Annotated in this window: 16 protein-coding genes, 2 tRNA genes and 1 riboswitch; of the genes, 6 read left to right on the top strand and 12 right to left on the bottom strand. The window is 58.6% G+C overall.

Translation table 11 applies throughout. From position 1 onward, the window contains the following. Positions 1-2: 2 nt before the first annotated feature. A complete protein-coding gene (locus ABD827_RS05810; protein WP_344963317.1) occupies positions 3-1,331 on the bottom strand; it encodes a glutamine synthetase family protein in 1,329 nt (442 codons plus the stop codon). Between the two features lie 242 nt (positions 1,332-1,573). Here ABD827_RS05810 and ABD827_RS05815 point away from each other — a divergent pair, with 242 nt between their 5' ends. The 4 genes from ABD827_RS05815 to ABD827_RS05830 all read left to right on the top strand — a co-directional run bounded on the left by ABD827_RS05815 (position 1,574) and on the right by ABD827_RS05830 (position 5,190). Continuing rightward, positions 1,574-2,932: a glutamine synthetase family protein gene (locus ABD827_RS05815; RefSeq protein WP_344963213.1), complete on the top strand. Its 1,359-nt coding sequence runs from the start codon at positions 1,574-1,576 to the stop codon at positions 2,930-2,932. A gap of 19 nt (positions 2,933-2,951) precedes the next feature. Beyond that, complete coding sequence (locus ABD827_RS05820; protein ID WP_344963215.1) at positions 2,952-4,226, top strand: NAD(P)/FAD-dependent oxidoreductase; 1,275 nt, start codon at positions 2,952-2,954, stop codon at positions 4,224-4,226. 235 nt (positions 4,227-4,461) lie between these two features. Next, a complete protein-coding gene (locus ABD827_RS05825) occupies positions 4,462-4,719 on the top strand; it encodes a DUF1289 domain-containing protein (protein ID WP_298721967.1) in 258 nt (85 codons plus the stop codon). Between the two features lie 204 nt (positions 4,720-4,923). Then, positions 4,924-5,190, top strand: coding sequence for a PilZ domain-containing protein (locus tag ABD827_RS05830; RefSeq protein WP_298721964.1), 267 nt, complete (start codon positions 4,924-4,926; stop codon positions 5,188-5,190). A 258-nt stretch (positions 5,191-5,448) separates the two neighbouring features. Here the strand turns inward: ABD827_RS05830 and ABD827_RS05835 are convergent, their stop codons facing one another. From ABD827_RS05835 to ABD827_RS05875, 9 genes are all read right to left on the bottom strand, one after another. After that, positions 5,449-6,291: an alpha/beta fold hydrolase gene (locus ABD827_RS05835; protein ID WP_344963217.1), complete on the bottom strand. Its 843-nt coding sequence runs from the start codon at positions 6,289-6,291 to the stop codon at positions 5,449-5,451. Positions 6,292-6,339: 48 nt separating this feature from the next. After that, complete coding sequence (gene moaE / locus ABD827_RS05840; RefSeq protein WP_344963219.1) at positions 6,340-6,786, bottom strand: molybdopterin synthase catalytic subunit MoaE; 447 nt, start codon at positions 6,784-6,786, stop codon at positions 6,340-6,342. A 1-nt stretch (position 6,787) separates the two neighbouring features. Continuing rightward, positions 6,788-7,036, bottom strand: coding sequence for a molybdopterin synthase sulfur carrier subunit (gene moaD / locus ABD827_RS05845; RefSeq protein WP_298721953.1), 249 nt, complete (start codon positions 7,034-7,036; stop codon positions 6,788-6,790). Continuing rightward, positions 7,033-7,506: a cyclic pyranopterin monophosphate synthase MoaC gene (gene moaC / locus ABD827_RS05850; protein ID WP_298721950.1), complete on the bottom strand. Its 474-nt coding sequence runs from the start codon at positions 7,504-7,506 to the stop codon at positions 7,033-7,035. The genes moaD and moaC overlap by 4 nt, the downstream gene beginning before the upstream one ends. Further along, on the bottom strand, positions 7,503-8,018 hold the full coding sequence (gene moaB / locus ABD827_RS05855) for a molybdenum cofactor biosynthesis protein B (protein ID WP_298721947.1): 516 nt from the start codon (positions 8,016-8,018) through the stop codon (positions 7,503-7,505). Before moaB ends, moaC begins: the two co-directional genes overlap by 4 nt. A 130-nt stretch (positions 8,019-8,148) precedes the next feature. Next, positions 8,149-9,129 (bottom strand): GTP 3',8-cyclase MoaA, encoded by a 981-nt coding sequence (gene moaA / locus ABD827_RS05860; RefSeq protein ID WP_344963222.1) that lies wholly within the window; start codon positions 9,127-9,129, stop codon positions 8,149-8,151. Continuing rightward, a riboswitch (molybdenum cofactor riboswitch) is annotated at positions 9,118-9,259 on the bottom strand. (Overlaps the previous gene by 12 nt.) Before the next feature lie 374 nt (positions 9,260-9,633). After that, entirely contained in the window at positions 9,634-10,008 is a 375-nt protein-coding gene (locus ABD827_RS05865; RefSeq protein WP_344963224.1) for an Hpt domain-containing protein, read from the bottom strand. Then, positions 10,008-11,381 carry a sigma-54-dependent transcriptional regulator gene (locus tag ABD827_RS05870; RefSeq protein WP_344963226.1) on the bottom strand — a complete coding sequence of 458 codons (1,374 nt, stop codon included), beginning with the start codon at positions 11,379-11,381 and terminating at the stop codon, positions 10,008-10,010. Before ABD827_RS05870 ends, ABD827_RS05865 begins: the two co-directional genes overlap by 1 nt. A gap of 301 nt (positions 11,382-11,682) precedes the next feature. Beyond that, complete coding sequence (locus tag ABD827_RS05875; RefSeq protein ID WP_344963228.1) at positions 11,683-12,441, bottom strand: Nif3-like dinuclear metal center hexameric protein; 759 nt, start codon at positions 12,439-12,441, stop codon at positions 11,683-11,685. Between the two features lie 64 nt (positions 12,442-12,505). On the opposite strand from ABD827_RS05875, the gene ABD827_RS05880 reads away from it, so the two are divergent. Beyond that, a complete protein-coding gene (locus tag ABD827_RS05880; RefSeq protein ID WP_344963230.1) occupies positions 12,506-13,306 on the top strand; it encodes a DUF1853 family protein in 801 nt (266 codons plus the stop codon). Between the two features lie 29 nt (positions 13,307-13,335). Here ABD827_RS05880 and ABD827_RS05885 read toward each other — a convergent pair. Beyond that, positions 13,336-13,409, bottom strand: a tRNA-Cys gene (locus ABD827_RS05885). Positions 13,410-13,420: 11 nt separating this feature from the next. After that, positions 13,421-13,496, bottom strand: a tRNA-Gly gene (locus ABD827_RS05890). A 331-nt stretch (positions 13,497-13,827) separates the two neighbouring features. Between ABD827_RS05890 and ggt the strand changes: the two genes are divergently transcribed. Then, complete coding sequence (gene ggt, locus ABD827_RS05895) at positions 13,828-15,594, top strand: gamma-glutamyltransferase (RefSeq protein WP_344963232.1); 1,767 nt, start codon at positions 13,828-13,830, stop codon at positions 15,592-15,594. Positions 15,595-15,712: the final 118 nt, after the last annotated feature.

The raw sequence follows: 15,712 nt of genomic DNA on the forward strand, positions 1-15,712 counted from the left end.
TGTCACACGTTCAGTAGCAGAAACTCCCGTTCCCAGGCGCTGATCACGGTGAAGAAGGCCTCGTATTCCTTGCGTTTGACCGAAATAAAGGCGTTGACGAAGCGGGGGCCCAGCAACTGGCACAATTCATCGCATTGCTCCAGTTCCAGCAGCGCTTCTTCCAGGCTGCGGGCCACGCCGAAGGGCATGTTATAGGCGCTGCCCTGTATCTGCTCTGTGGGTGCTATCTTGTTCATCATGCCCAGGTAACCACAGGCCAGGCTGGCGGCCAGCGCCAGATAGGGGTTGGCATCGGCCCCGGCAAAGCGGTTTTCAATCCGCCGGTCGGCCGGCACCGAACGCGGCACCCGCAGGCCCACGGTGCGGTTATCTTCGCCCCAGGCCATGTTGCGCGGCGCCGAGTCACCAAACGCCAGTCGGCGATAGGAGTTGACGTTGGGCGCAAACAGCGCCACCGCGCTGGGAATGTAGTGCTGCATGCCGCCGATAAAGTGCAGAAACAGCTCGCTGTGGCTGCCATCGGCATTGGCAAACAGATTGTTGCCATTGGCATCGATCAGGCTCTGATGGATGTGCATGGCGCTGCCCGGCTCGTTCTTCATCGGCTTGGCCATGAAGGTGGCGTAGACGTCATGGCGCATGGCCGCTTCGCGCATGGTGCGCTTGAACAGAAACACCTGATCCGCCAGATCCAGCGCATCGCCGTGAATGAAGTTGACCTCCATCTGTGCCGCGCCCGACTCGTGGATCAGGGTGTCTACCTCCAGCCCCTGGGCTTCGCAGAAGTCGTACATGTCCTCGAAGATGGGATCGAATTCGTTGACCGCGTCGATACTGAACGACTGGCGGGCCGTCTCGGGCCGGCCGTTACGACCGATGGGCGGCTCCAGCGGATAGTCCCAGTCCTCGTTTTTCTTGACCAGAAAGAACTCCAGCTCCGGCGCCACCACCGGGCGCCAGCCCTGGGCCTCATAGAGGTTGAGCACCCGGCGCAACACGCTACGCGGCGCCATGTCGACCGGATTGCCGTCGGCGTCGAAGCAATCGTGAATCACCTGGGCCGTCGGCTCGCTGGCCCAGGGCACCAGCCGGGGGGTATTGATGTCGGCGTGCAGTTCCATGTCGCGTTCGGTCCAGTCGATATTGTCATCGTCCGGCCAGTCGCCATTGACGGTCTGCAGAAAGATATTCTCCGGCAGCCGCATGCCCCCTTCCTTGAGGAATTTGCTGGCGGGCAATATCTTGCCCCGGGCGTTGCCGGTAAAGTCCGGCAACAGGCACTCCACCTCGGTAATGGCGTGCTGCTGCATCCACAGCCGTAACCATTCCATGTCGCGCTTTTCAGGATCTTGAACACTCATTATTCATACCCGTGGTGTGGGAAATAAGGGAAAGCATAGACTATCTTTGGCTAAGTTCATGCTATACATAGAAATTATTACCAGACAAATGATTCATTATCACAATGAGCCGGAACGGGACCGAAATCAAGATTCACCAAAATACCCATATATTAAACACCTGCTTGCATGATTAACTGACCAGATGGCAAGCGCACGTTAAGGATGACGACATGATCAAGGACCCTCGCAAACACCATCACTCGGCGCCCGACAGCCCCTGGGCCGATTATCAGTCCATCGATCTGATGCTGTGCGATCTCAACGGGGTACTCAGAGGCAAGCGCATTCAAAGCAGCGCCATGGAAACAGCCCTGCGCGATGGCATCTGCCTGCCCGCGTCTGTGTTTGCGCTCGACATCACCGGCCAGACGGTAGAAGAAACCGGCCTGGGGCTGGCCCAGGGAGACAGCGATCGCCTGTGCCGGCTGCTGCCCCATACCCTGGTGCCGGTACCCTGGCACAAGACCCCGTCCGGCCAGATCCTGATGACCATGGAAGAGACGGACGGCAGCCCCTTTTTCGCCGATCCGCGCCATGTCTTGCAGAAGGTGATACAACGGCTGCTGGACAAGGGCCTGCGCCCCTGTGTGGCGGTGGAGCTGGAGTTCTATCTGGTGGATCAGAAAGAAGGGGCCGATGGCCTGCCCCAGCCGCCGATTCTGCCGGGCACCGATGAACGCATGCACGACACCCAGGTCTATTCGCTCGACGATCTCGACAGTTGGGAAGACTTTCTGGTGCGGGTGTCGGAAGTGTGCAAGCTGCAGCAGATTCCTGCCGACAACGCCGTGGCCGAATATGCCCCGGGCCAGTTCGAAATAAACCTGACCCACCAGCACAACGCGGTGGACGCCTGCGATCAGGCGGTGCTGCTCAAGCGCGCCATCAAGGCGGTGGCCAACAAGGAAGGCATGTACGCCACCTTCATGGCCAAACCCTATAATGGCCAGGCCGGCTCCGGCATGCACATTCACGTCAGCCTGCTCGACGAAGCGGGCAATAACGTGTTCGCCGAGGATCACGAGCTGTTGCGCCAGGCCATTGCCGGCAACTGCAGCATGCTGCCCGAATGCATGGCGCTGTTTGCCCCCAACGCCAACTCCTACCGTCGGCTGCAACCACACATGTTTGTGCCGCTGCACGCCAGCTGGGGCTTCGACAACCGCACCGTGGCGCTGCGTGTGCCGTCCGGCGACAAGGCCAATACCCGGCTGGAGCACCGGGTGGCCGGGGCCGATGCCAACCCCTATCTGGTGGTGGCGGCCATTCTGGCGGCGGTGGATCACGGCATCAGCGAGCAGCTGCAGGCCCCGGCCCCCATTCAGGGCGATGCCAACAAGCTGGACTTGCCGCTGTTGCCCTATCGCTGGCAGGATGCGCTGGACCGCTTCGCCCAGTCGCACCGGCTGTCCCAGTATCTGGGCAAGGAGTTTCACCGCGCCTACCTTATCAACAAGCGCTTCGAGCTGGCCGAATTCGACCAGCACGTGACCCCGCTGGAATACCAGTGGTACCAACACCTGGTTTAAGCCAACTAACGGAGCCCTTATGCAGCCGCACGCCGATTCCTACTATGCCGCCTCCCTCAACCTGCCCCTGAGCTACCCGACCCTGGAGCAAGACCTGGATGTGGACGTGTGTATCGTCGGTGCCGGCATCACCGGCGCCTCGGCCGCGCTATCGCTGGCGGAAAAGGGCTACAAGGTGGCGGTGCTGGAAGCCCATCGGGTCGGTTGGGGCGCCTCCGGGCGCAGCGGTGGCCAGATGATTTTCGGCTACGCCTGCGATCAGTCCAGACTCACCAGCATGGTCGGCCAGGACGCCAGCCGGGCGCTGTGGGACATCTCGCTGGAAGCCATGACCCAGATGCGCCAGCGCATCAAGACCCATGCCATCGACTGCGATCTGGCCGACGGCCACCTGCATGCGGCGGTCAAACCCCGCCACCTGACCGAGCTGGAAGGCTGGGCCGATGATCTGCGTCGTCACTTCGGCTACGACAGCCTGCAACTGTGGAGCAAGGAGCAGGTACAGGCAGAGCTGGCCACCGAGTCTTATCTCGGCGGTCTCTATGATCCCGACAGCGGCCATGTGCATCCGCTCAACTACACCCTGGGGCTGGTGCAGGCGGCCCAGAAGGCCGGCGCGCAGTTTTATGAGCAGACGGCCGTCACCCGCATCGAACAAGGCGCCACGCCCGTGGCCCACACGGCCCGGGGCCGGGTGCGCTGTCGGCATCTGTTGCTGTGCGGCAACGCCTATCTGGAAGGCATAGCCCCGGACATAGAGCGCAAGATCATGCCGGTGGGTACCTATATCACCGCCACCGAACCATTCGGTGCCGAGCGAGCTAAAGCGCTTATCAAAAACAACATGGCGGTGGCGGACATCAACTTCGTACTCGACTACTTTCGCCTGAGTGCCGACACCCGGCTGCTGTTCGGCGGCCGGGTCAGTTACTCCCGGCTGGATCCGCTCAATCTGGCCGGCGCCATGGGCCAGCGACTGCGCCGGGTGTTCCCCCAGCTCAAGGACGTGAAACAGCAATACACCTGGGGCGGCTATGTGGGCATCACCATGAACCGGGCACCGCACTTCGGCCGCCTGAACGGCAACGTCTATTTTGCCCAGGGTTTTTCCGGCCACGGCATCGCCCTCACCGGCATGGCCGGCAACCTGATGGCCGATGCTATCGCAGGCTCGGCCGAGCGCTTCGATCTGTTCGGCAAGATCCCGCATCACGACTTTCCCGGTGGCCGCTTATTACGCACCCCGGCACTGGTGCTGGCCATGGCCTGGTACCGAATGAGGGACTGGCTGTAGGCTAGCGGCGGAAAGAGGCAACAGGGTTGCCCCCTCCGACACGCTGCGAGTACATCCCTGTATCGCTCAACAAATGCCATCCCTGGCATTTGACGGTCGGCTGAGGCAATCCCTGTTTCCTCTTCTTGGCATTCGAGTTAACGGGAAGAGGCAACTCTGTTGCCTCTCTAAACAGCGGGCCGCTTGCCGAAGGCGGTGAAATATGCTCCATTTAGGGAGCATTGGGAGGAAACAAATGGAGCAACTGGAGTTTTTCGAGGTACCCAGCCCCTGTATCGGCGTCTGTCAGGTCAATAACAGAGGCTACTGCAAGGGCTGCTTTCGCAGCCGGGACGAACGCTTCAACTGGCTGCAGTTCAGCTCGGGACAAAAGCGCGAGGTCATTCGCCTGTGCCAGGATCGCAAGCGCCGGGTGCTGGCCGCCGCCCGCAAGAAACAGCTGGAACTGGAACTGGTCCAGCAAGACACTCCGCCTCAGGATTCGCTGCTTTAAGCCAGCCGTTCGCCGATCCACACGGCAGCCTCTTCCTCCAGACACAGATGATGACTGCCTTGTTCCACAGCATGAATATCTGTGTCTTTATAGATATTGCCCTCGATGCTTCAAGACCTGCCTATACTTGAGACCTGAAGGACCCGTCAGGCTCTTTTCATGCCGATGGAACCGCATTAAACACAGACATTGGGGGAACAGGCAATGGAAGACCGCCGCTATCACCCGCGCCGTAAAACGAACTGCAGTATATGCCTGAGTAACGAACACTTTGGGCCCATCAAAGGTAATATCAGAAACATGTCCGAAAGCGGTGTCCTGGTAGAAGTCGCCACTTCTTCGGATTTTTCACCGGGCATGTTGTTTGAAGCTAAAGTCCTGGACCCGGACTGGGATCAGACCCTGCCCCCCCTCATGATGAAGGTGGTACGGGTAGAGAGAGATGGCATTGCCCTGGAGTTTATCGTCTAGGTAATGCCGCGTAACTGATGTGGATGCTGGGGCTGGTTTGCCTTTATCGTCACCCTCGCGAAGGCGGGGGCCAGTGTTTTGCAGCCGACTCGCAGTCTGACCGTTCTGCGTTACCGGCTCTGGATTCCCGCCTTCGCCGATGACAAGCGAAGGTGCGCGGGAATGACAAGAGAGGGGGCGGGAATGTCGGCAGAACCACACCTGTGATGCAGCTCTGCTTAGGAGCGGGGCTCGGGGCGATGCCGCTAACTCGCTGCTTTAGGTCAGTCGCTCACCGATCCAATCGGCAATCTGTGCCGCCGCTTTTGCTTCCAGATGCATATGGTGGCCGCCGTCGAGTACTTTCAGCTCAAGATCCCGTACGAGTTCAGTCAATGGCTCAACGCCGTCCAGCTCGTCGCCCCGCTCCGCCATCATCAGCAGCACCGGCATGGTCAGACGCGTGAGAAAGGCGGCGATTTGCTGCTCGCACAAACGCACGACCGAAGGCTGTGACAGGGCAATATCGTGGCGCCAGCACCAGCCATCGGGTCTTTGCTCCAGGCTCCGCTCCAGCAGCCAGATGGCAGCCTCGCGGCTGACCGGGTAGCGGCCGCCCATGCGGGCCTGTACCGCCTGTTCAAATTGTTCATAAGGGCGCCAACCCCGGCGGCGTATGCGGTTGCCTTTTCGCAGGGCTGCCGCCATTTGCTCGGGCAGACTGTCAGCACGGTAATGGCGCGGGGCCAAGCCATCGAGCAGAAACAAGCGGCTGACCCGCTCGGGAAAGCTGCCCGCCAGCAGCGTCGCAATGCTTGCCCCCATCGAATGTCCCAGCAGCGCCACCCGTTTCAATTTCAGTTCGTCGACCAGGGCCAGCACATCGGCCACGTTGTCCCAGATGTAATAGGGCTGGCCGGCGGCGCGGTGATCCGACAGGCCGTGTCCGGCCAGATCGAGGGCAATCAGCCGTATCTGTGGTAAATATCGAGCCAGCAGGGTAAAGCCGGCGGCATTGTCGAGCCAGCCGTGCAGCGCCACCACCGGCACCCCTTGCGGGTCGCCCCACTCCATTACCGCCAGCCGACGACCCTGAACCTCAAGCTGCCATGAGCGATGCATCAGTAATACCGGAGTCCGTTTGATACCAAGAGGAGAAAGAGACGGAGATCACTCGTGCCATTTTTCCGCCGCCTGGGTGTCGCTGTCTTTCGCCTCTACCCAGCGTTCGCCATCGTCGGTTTGTTCTTTCTTCCAGAACGGCGCCCGGGTCTTGAGGTAGTCCATGATGAAATGACAGGCCTCGAATGCCGCCTCTCTGTGCTGGCTGGCCACCCCGACAAACACGATTTGATCGCCCAGCGCCAGCGGCCCGACTCTGTGGATCACCCGGCATTCCAGCAACGGCCAGCGGGTGTGGGCCTGATCCACTATCTGTTGCAGCGCGTGCTCGGTCATACCCGGATAGTGTTCCAGGGTCATGCCGCTGACCGCCGCGCCCTGGTTCATTTCCCGCACCTTGCCGATAAAGGTGACCACGGCACCGGTCTGGTGCGACTGGCTGAGCGCGGCGTATTCGTCGCCCAGACTGAAGTCGGCAGTTTGTACCCGAATCATCTCAACCTCCGGTAACCGGTGGGAAGAAGGCCACTTCATCCCCCGACTTCACCGGGGTGTCGAGCGGCACTATGGTGTGATTGACCGCCGCCAGCAACTTGTCGTTGGCCAGCGCCAGCGCCCACTTGTCGCCCCGGGTCACCAATGCCTGGCGCAGCGACTCCACGTTGGCGTAGTCCTCCGTCAGGTTCAGTTCATCCTGCCCGACCAGTTCGCGTACCTGAGCGAAAAATACCACCTTGATGGTCATGCCGTGAAATCCCCCGATTTGCCGCCGCGTTTTTCCAGCAGGCGAACGCCTTCGATGCGCATGTCTTTCTGCACCGCCTTGCACATATCATAGATGGTCAGCGCCGCCACCGAGGCGGCGGTGAGCGCTTCCATTTCCACCCCGGTCTGGCCGGATAATTTGCAGTAACTGCTGATCTGCACCCCGCCCCGTTCGGCGTCGGCGGTCAGTTGCACTTCCACCTTGGACAGCGCCAGCGGATGGCACAGCGGGATCAGATCGGCGGTTTTCTTGGCGGCCATGATGCCGGCGATGCGGGCGGTGGCGAACACATCCCCTTTGTGGTGCCGGCCACTCAGGATCAGTTGCAGGGTCTCGTCGGCCATCAGCACCCAGGCTTCGGCCCGGGCTTCGCGTACCGTCACCGCCTTGTCGCTGACATCGACCATGTTGGCCTCGCCCGAGGCATTGATGTGGGTCAGCTCGCTCATGCGCTCACCAGATGCTGAACGAAGTTGCAAGGCTTGTGGCTGGCATCGAGCTGCTCGGCCAGAATGCCGCTCCAGCCGGTACGGCAGGCACCGGTAGAGCCCGGCAGGCAGAACACGGCGGTGCGGTTGGCCAGACCGCCGAGGGCACGGCTCTGTACCGTAGAGGTACCCAGTTCCTGATAGGTAATGTGGCGGAACAGCTCGCCGAAGCCGTCAATCTGGGTGTCGAGCAGTGGCATGACCGCCTCGGGGGTGGTATCGCGGCCGGTAAAGCCGGTGCCGCCGGTAATGATCACTACCTGCACCTCGGTGCCGGCGATCCAGCGGGCAACCAGGGCGCGAATATCGTATTTATCGTCCTTGAGGATGACTTTTTCTGCCAGCCGGTGGCCGGCTCCGGTCAGCGCCTCGACCAGATAACGGCCCGAGCTGTCGGTGTCTTCGTTACGGGTATCGGAAACAGTCAGTACCGCTATGTTCAGCGGCACAAAGGCAGTATTGGCATGGCTCATAGAATCCTCTCGGGATGTTGATGCAAAGCGTGTAGATAACAATATTTTCGCACAGGGATACATTGGCTCAACGAACGCCCTCTCAAAAACCAAACCGGCAGGGACCCTTTTTTTGGGGCCCTGTTCTGGTTTAGCCGCCGATGGAGGCAAGGTTGGGCGTCATGCCGGTATGACCTTCGTGCAGGAAGTGGGTGGCTTTTTTATCGGCCAGGGCATCGCGCAGTCGCCGCTGCAGGGCGGCATGCTGATTATCCTCGGCCAGCAGATCGCGCAAGTCCACACCATAGTCACCAAACAGGCACAGGTGCAGTTTGCCCAGCGACGACACCCGCAGTCGGTTGCAACTGGCACAGAAGTCCTTGGCATAGGGCATGATCAGGCCGATTTCACCCATATAATCCGGATGCCAGAATACCTCGGCCGGGCCGTCGTTATGGGCGCGCAACTTCTGCTGCCAGCCCTGCAGCAGCAACTGTTGCTTGATAAGCTGACCACGCACATGGTGCCGGTTGAACAGCTCGTCCATTTCGCCGGTCTGCATCAGCTCGATAAAGCGCAGCTGAATGGGGTTGTGCTTGATCCAGGCCAGAAAGCGGTCGAGATCACCGTCGTTAAGACCGCGCATCAGCACCGCATTGACCTTGATTTGCTCGAAGCCGGCGTCAAAGGCGGCATCGATGCCTGCCATCACTTCATGAAAGCGATTCTGGCCGGTGATTTGATGAAACATCCTCGGATCCAGGCTGTCGACGCTGACGTTGATGGCGGTCAGGCCGGCACGACGCCAGTCAGCGGCGTGCTTGGCCATGCGATAGCCATTGGTGGTCATGGCCACCTTTTGAATGCCGGGCGTGGCCGCCACGGTTTCGATGATGTCGGTAAAATCCTTGCGCAGCGAGGGCTCTCCGCCGGTAATGCGCACCTTGCTGGTGCCCATGGCGGCAAAGGCCCGGGTCAGACGGCGGATTTCATCCAGAGTGAGGAATGTCTTGCGACCATCGGGGCGATAGCCGTCCGGCAGACAGTAATTGCACTTGAAGTTGCAGACGTCGGTCACCGACAGCCGCAGATACTGGAACTTGCGCGCAAACGCATCCTGTAGTTCAAACATAAAACACCTTTCCAAATACGGGAGGCAGGGACATTTCTCTCCCAACCCTGACAGCCATTGGCTGAACGGTCTGGTCACCCTATTAACCTTGGCCAACGTAGGTGTACCCGACTCGGAGTTTTTGACATATTTCGATTATATACGCTCACCTTAGGTAAAAGCATAGCTTCAGATCAAGGAAAATATGGATGCGTGCTTAATTCTCTGGATGAGTTCACAGCTTCAGTGTGGGGCGTGAGGCGTGAGGCGTGAGGCGTGAGGCGTGAGGCGTGAGGCGTGAGGCGTGAGATTATCATATTGAGAATATTACCATTGCAAAAAGAATATTTCTCGCAATATGACCAGTTTATATTTTGACCGAAAAGATGAAAAACCCCGTCATGACTGCATTTGAAAAGTTGGCACGATTATTTCATATATGTATGCAGTTGTTTTTATCCCGTGCTCTCTTCAGCTCTAGCTGAAGTTCGGCCAACCCTTTGGGTTGGCCATTTTTTTTGCCTGTTATTCGGCGTGCAGCCGGGTTTCAAGTTGCTGCAGGGTTTCTGCCAGCGCTTGCTGCCATGCCCGCATCCGGCTTTCCACCTGTTCCTCATCCTGCTCATGACAGGATTGCTCCAGCTTTTCGCTCAGGTACTGACAGCGCAGGGCACCGTAACTGCCACAGGCCGATTTCAGGCTATGGCAGCAGCGGGCCATCAAGGCTTGATCCCGCTCGGCAAAGGCCCCTTGCAGGGCCTCCCCCTGCTGTCTGCTATCTTCGACAAAGAGCCGCAGCAACCGAGTCAGCACCTCGGCTCCCAGCTCTTGTTCCATCCGTTGCAACTGATGTTGATCAAGCAAGGGAAGCCGTGCCTGCAGACGTTGCCAGTCAGCCATCAGTTACTATCCCAACTCTGCAGTTTACGATAAATGGTGGAAGGGCTGACTTCCAGCAGGGCGGCGGCCCGGGAAACATTGCCCTGGCAATGGCTGATGGCCCTTTCTATCGCCTGGCGCTCGATCACCGACAAGGGCACTATGGGCGCAGGCATGGCATCGGTCACCGGCTGTGCCGTTGAGTTGGCCGTCTGCGGGGTATCCAGCGGCGCCGGCAGCATGTCCTGCTCTATCCACTCGCCCTGATGCAGCACCACCGCATTACGAATCACGTTTTGCAGTTGACGCACGTTACCCGGCCAATGATAGCCCTGCAGTCGGTCTTTGGTGGCCTCGGACAGGCCGACGAACGACTTGTTTTCTTCTCGCGACGCCTGACGCACCAGGGCGTTGGCGATGCTGATCACATCACCTCCCCGCTCCCGCAGCGGCGGCAGATGAATGGGGATCACATGCAGACGATAATACAAATCTTCCCGAAAACGCCCCTGCTCCACCTCGACCAGAGGATCCCGGTTGGTGGCACAGACGATGCGCACATCAACCTTTATCTGCTGAGAGCTGCCCACCGGTTGTATTTGACCGGTCTGCAAAAAGCGCAGCAGCTTGCTCTGCAGCTCCAGATCCATTTCACAGATTTCATCCATGAACAGGGTACCGCCATCGGCTCGGATCACGGCGCCGTCCCGATCCTGCAGGGCGCCGGTAAAAGCGCCCTTGATATGGCCGAACAACTCGCTTTCCATCAAATCCTTGGGAATGGCGGCACAGTTCAGGGCGATAAAGGGCCCTTCGCGGCGGCCACTAAGCTGATGCAGCGCCTCGGCGCAGACTTCCTTGCCGGTACCACTTTCACCGGTAACAAACACCGTCGCGGTACTGGGCGCGGCATTTTCAATCAGGCGAAACACCTTCTGCATCGGCAGACTGGCGCCGATGAAACCCTGAAAGGGCTCTCGCTCGATTTCGTGGCGATAGCGGTCCACCAACTGGTTGAGATGGCGGAACTTCATGGTGTTATGCAGGGTCACCTTGAGGCGCTCGGCTTCCACCGGCTTATTGATGAAATCATGCGCTCCCAGGCGCATGGCATCCACCGCCACGTCCACCGAGCCATGGGCCGTCATCACTATGGTGGTCACATTCGGCTGCTCCCGGTGTAGCCACTTCAGGATCTCCATGCCGGGCATGTCGGGCAAGATCAAGTCAAGCAACAGAATATCTGGTGGTTGTCGCCGAATATGTTCCAGCGCCTGCTGACCATTGCTGACCACCGTCAGCGACAGTGGCTCATCCTGCAAATAGGCCTGATACAGCGCCGCCAGCGATGCCGTATCCTCTACCAACAAGACACTCAGTCTCTCATCTACCATCTTTTATCTCTCACCCTTAACCGTCTGGTTCATCTTCTCTGCGAAAAATTTTCTACGAAAATATTGTCTACAAAAAACACTTGCAGTGAATTAACTTCATGTTAACATCAGATCAACACTGCTTGCGACTCATTTGTAACTCATTTCGTGGCTATTGTATTGACTGCCACTTCATTGTTTCTCATTGCCAGCGTTAGTAACGACAACCGTTTTAAGCCTGTGTGGCTGCTGCGAAACCAGGGTATTCATGTACCCTGGTCTTTTTTTATGCCTGCCTTGTTACAATTCCGGCAAAATGGACTTAAGCCGGATTGTCGAGATCCTTGAAACTGACCTCTAGCCCCTGCTCGCGTGCCAGCCATTCACCCAGCGCCTTGATACCATAGCGTTCGGTAGCATGATGCCCGGCCGCAAAAAAGTGTATACCCCGCTCTCTCGCCACATGCACGGTTTGCTCCGACACTTCACCCGTGATGAAGGCATCCATGCCCTGGTCGGCCGCCAGATCGATATAACCCTGACCGCCGCCGGTACACCAGCCCACCCGGCGAATAAGCGCCGGCCCCTGCTCACCCACATGCAACACCGAACGGCCCAGTTGCTGTTGCAGCCGAGCACACAAGTCGGCGCCACCGAGCGGGGTATCAAGCGTCCCCCGCATCGATACCGACAGCGCATTGTCCGGCTCCAGTGGCCCGTCGATGCCAATCCCCAGCAAGGCGGCCAATTGGGCGTTATTGCCAAGCTCGGGGGCGATGTCCAGCGGCAGGTGATAAGCATAAAGATTGATGTCATGACTCAGCAGGGCCTTGAGTCGCTTGCGCTTGATACCCCGCACCCGCTCGTCTTCTCCTTTCCAGAAGTAACCATGATGTACCAGCAGGGCATCTGCGCCCACCTCGACGGCATGATCTATCAGCGCCTGACTGGCAGTAACGCCGGTCATCAGCTGCTTCACCTCGGTTTTGCCTTCCACTTGCAGGCCATTCGGACAATAATCCTTGATGGCTGCTACATTGAGCTGCCTGTTCAGCAGCCGTTCGAGTTCCAGATTGTTCATGCTGACTCCATGGCGTGATTTCGGTCCATTGTAAAACAAAAAGCAAAACAAAAGGTTCCCTTAGATGAGCGATTCACTGCGCCTTTTATTAACGCGGCTGTCCGATCCTGTGGTGCGGGATCTGGCCTGGGCGCTGGCCAGCCCCAACCTGCTGCAAAGCTCGCCGCAGACACCCGACCATGGCTGGTATCGACAATTGCTCATCGAGTACCAACCGCGGCTATATGAACTGGATGCCGCCCCGGGCATACTGCACGCCCATTGCCGCCCTCATCGCCGCCTGGGACTGTATTTCGAAGCACTTTGGCACTTTTTCCTGCTCGACCATTCCCGCTTTCAACTGCTGGCCCACAACTGGCAGCAGGTGATCGAGGGCACCACCCTGGGCGCCTTCGATTTTATCGTGTGGGATCAACAGTCACAGCGCATCGAACACTGGGAGCTGGCGGTCAAATTCTACCTGATAAGCAATCCAAATGAAGCCTACGAGCAAGCCTGCGGCATAAATACACGCGACAAGTTACGACACAAGGTAGAGTACATGCTCAATCATCAGCTCAGACTCAGTCAACATCCACAGATCCGTGAACGCCTGCAGCAGCAGCAGCTGATGCCACAATGCACCCGGATGATCATGAAGGGACGCCTCTATTATCCGCCCTCCTGCCAGCAGTTTTTGTCCGATCAGGGCGAACGAGGACAGTGGGGAGTCGAATATCCGGACGCATCTTTTGAGCCGCAGCAAAAACTGGGCTGGCTGACCGGTGGGCGCCGCAGCGAATATCAGGACAGAAGGCAGAATTTTCAGGATGAGAAGGGCAACTGGTATATCAAGGTAGATTCACAGTGGCTTGACGAGAAATAACAATTGGGGAGAAATGCAGAACAGAATGATGGAGGCGCGTTCCGGAGTCGAACCGGACTGAACGGATTTGCAATCCGCTGCATAACCGCTTTGCTAACGCGCCTGTGCAGAACTTGGAGCGGGAAACGAGATTCGAACTCGCGACCCCAACCTTGGCAAGGTTGTGCTCTACCAGCTGAGCTATTCCCGCTTAATCTTTACTGGTTTTTACTGCGGTATTTCTGTGAAGCTGTGCAAGGTGCCGCGAGCGACCCTCTTTCAACTTCAGCAAGGTTGTGTTCTACCAACCGAGCTATTCCCGCTTAAACTTCTTTAATTACTGGTGTATCGAGTGGCAGTTGCTGCCGTCCGATGGCTGCGCATTATAGGCAGGCGGTTGAACAATACAAGACTTTTTTATGTCCCTTGGTTTATTAGCTTTAATTTTCAGCACCTTGTGTGTTTTTTAACAAACTGCTCCCTTGGCCACGCCATCAGAACTGGCTAAGCTTGCAGACACCCTGTTGTACGGAGTCTATTCCATGCGTCTGTTGTTACTATCGGTTATTCTGCTGGCTCCCCTTTCCCATGCCTGGGCCGACACTGTCACCACTATGCCCATGCCCACGCCGGTCGATACGCCGGCGCCGGAAGCCGCTACCGGCTGGCACAACAAGCCGCTGGTCACCGCCCAAAAAGCCATGGTGGTGACGGCCAACCCCTATGCCAGCCGGGCGGCACAACAGATGTTGCAACAAGGCGGCAGTGCGGTCGATGCCATGATTGCGGCCCAGGCAGTACTGACGCTGGTCGAGCCTCAGTCTTCAGGTATCGGCGGCGGTGCCTTTCTGGTGTACTGGCAACAGCAACAGGCCAAGTTGACCACACTGGACGGGCGGGAAACCGCCCCCATGACGGCGCCGGAGGATCTGTTTCTCGATGACGAAGGCCAGCCGCAGGCCTTCTTCGACGCCGTGGTCGGCGGGCAATCGGTCGGTACTCCCGGCACCGTCATGCTGATGTGGCAGGCACACCAACGCTTTGGCACCCTGACCTGGCGCGAGCTGTTCAAACCCGCCATCGAGCTGGCATTAAACGGCTTTACCGTATCACCACGCCTGGCGCGACTGATAGCACAGGATCAGGACTATCTGTCGCGAGACCCCGAAAGTCGTCATTACTTCTTCGATGATAAGGGCCGGCCACTACAGGCCGGCAGCACCAGAACCAATTCTCTGCTGGCCGCGGCGCTAAGCCGGATCAGCATTGAAGGTCCCTCGGCGTTTTATCGGGGCCAGCTCGCCACCGCCATGGTCAACAAGGTACGTCAGGCCAGCCCCGCCGGCCATTTGAGCCTGACCGATCTGGCCGATTACCGGGTCAAGGAGCGGGCGCCGCTCTGTGCTCCTTATCGTCAATACCGAATTTGCGGTATGGGGCCGCCCAGCTCCGGCGCCCTGGCCCTGGGGCAGATTCTCGGCATCCTGTCTCATGTCGATCTGACCACCACAGGCCCCAATGCCCCCGTCAGCTGGCGGTGGATTGCCGATGCCTCGCGCCTGGCCTTTGCCGATCGTAACCTTTATGCCGCCGACAGCGACTTTGTCTCGGTGCCGGTGGCCGAACTGCTCGATCCTGACTATCTGGCCGGTCGGGCCAAACTGGTCACCAGCGGCGCCGTCGCCCTGCCACAGGTGAGCCCCGGCATTCCGGTGCCTGCGCTCGGCCGTCGTGCGCCCGACCGCTCTCCCGAGTTCCCCTCTACCACCCACATCAGCATTGTCGATGCCAAGGGTAATGCCCTGTCGATGACCTCCACCATCGAAAACGGCTTCGGCTCTCGCCTGATGGTGCAGGGTTTTTTACTCAATAACGAGTTGACCGACTTTTCCTTCAGTCCGAGCCGAAATGGCATACCGGTGGCCAACCGACTGCAGCCGGGCAAGCGCCCGCGTTCCTCCATGGCGCCCACCATAGTACTGCATCAGAACCAGCCGCTGCTGGTTATTGGCTCCCCCGGTGGCAGCAGTATCATCGGTTATGTGCTGCACAGCCTGATCAATGTGCTCGACTGGGGCATGACCCTGCAGGAAGCATTGCATCAACCTCATGTACTGCATCGTGGCGGCGTATTGGAAATGGAGCCGACGGGACGAAACCTGCCACTGCAAGCGGCCATGGTCCAACTGGGCTTTGACACCCGACTGACCGAGCTCAATTCAGGCCTGCATGGCATCATGTTGCACAAGGATCATCTCAGTGCCGCTGCCGATCCCCGACGAGAAGGCCTGGCGCTGGCTGCGGACTGAAATGCCGTAGACCGCCAAAAGACCTTGGATAATAGAGAGGTAGCGCATGAATTTTATCGCGAACCCTCGTATATTGGCAGTTCTGACAGACTCGGCTCAAGTTTGAGCCCGGAAAGCC

This window comes from Oceanisphaera sediminis (genome assembly GCF_039539745.1).
GTDB lineage: Bacteria > Pseudomonadota > Gammaproteobacteria > Enterobacterales > Aeromonadaceae > Oceanimonas > Oceanimonas sediminis.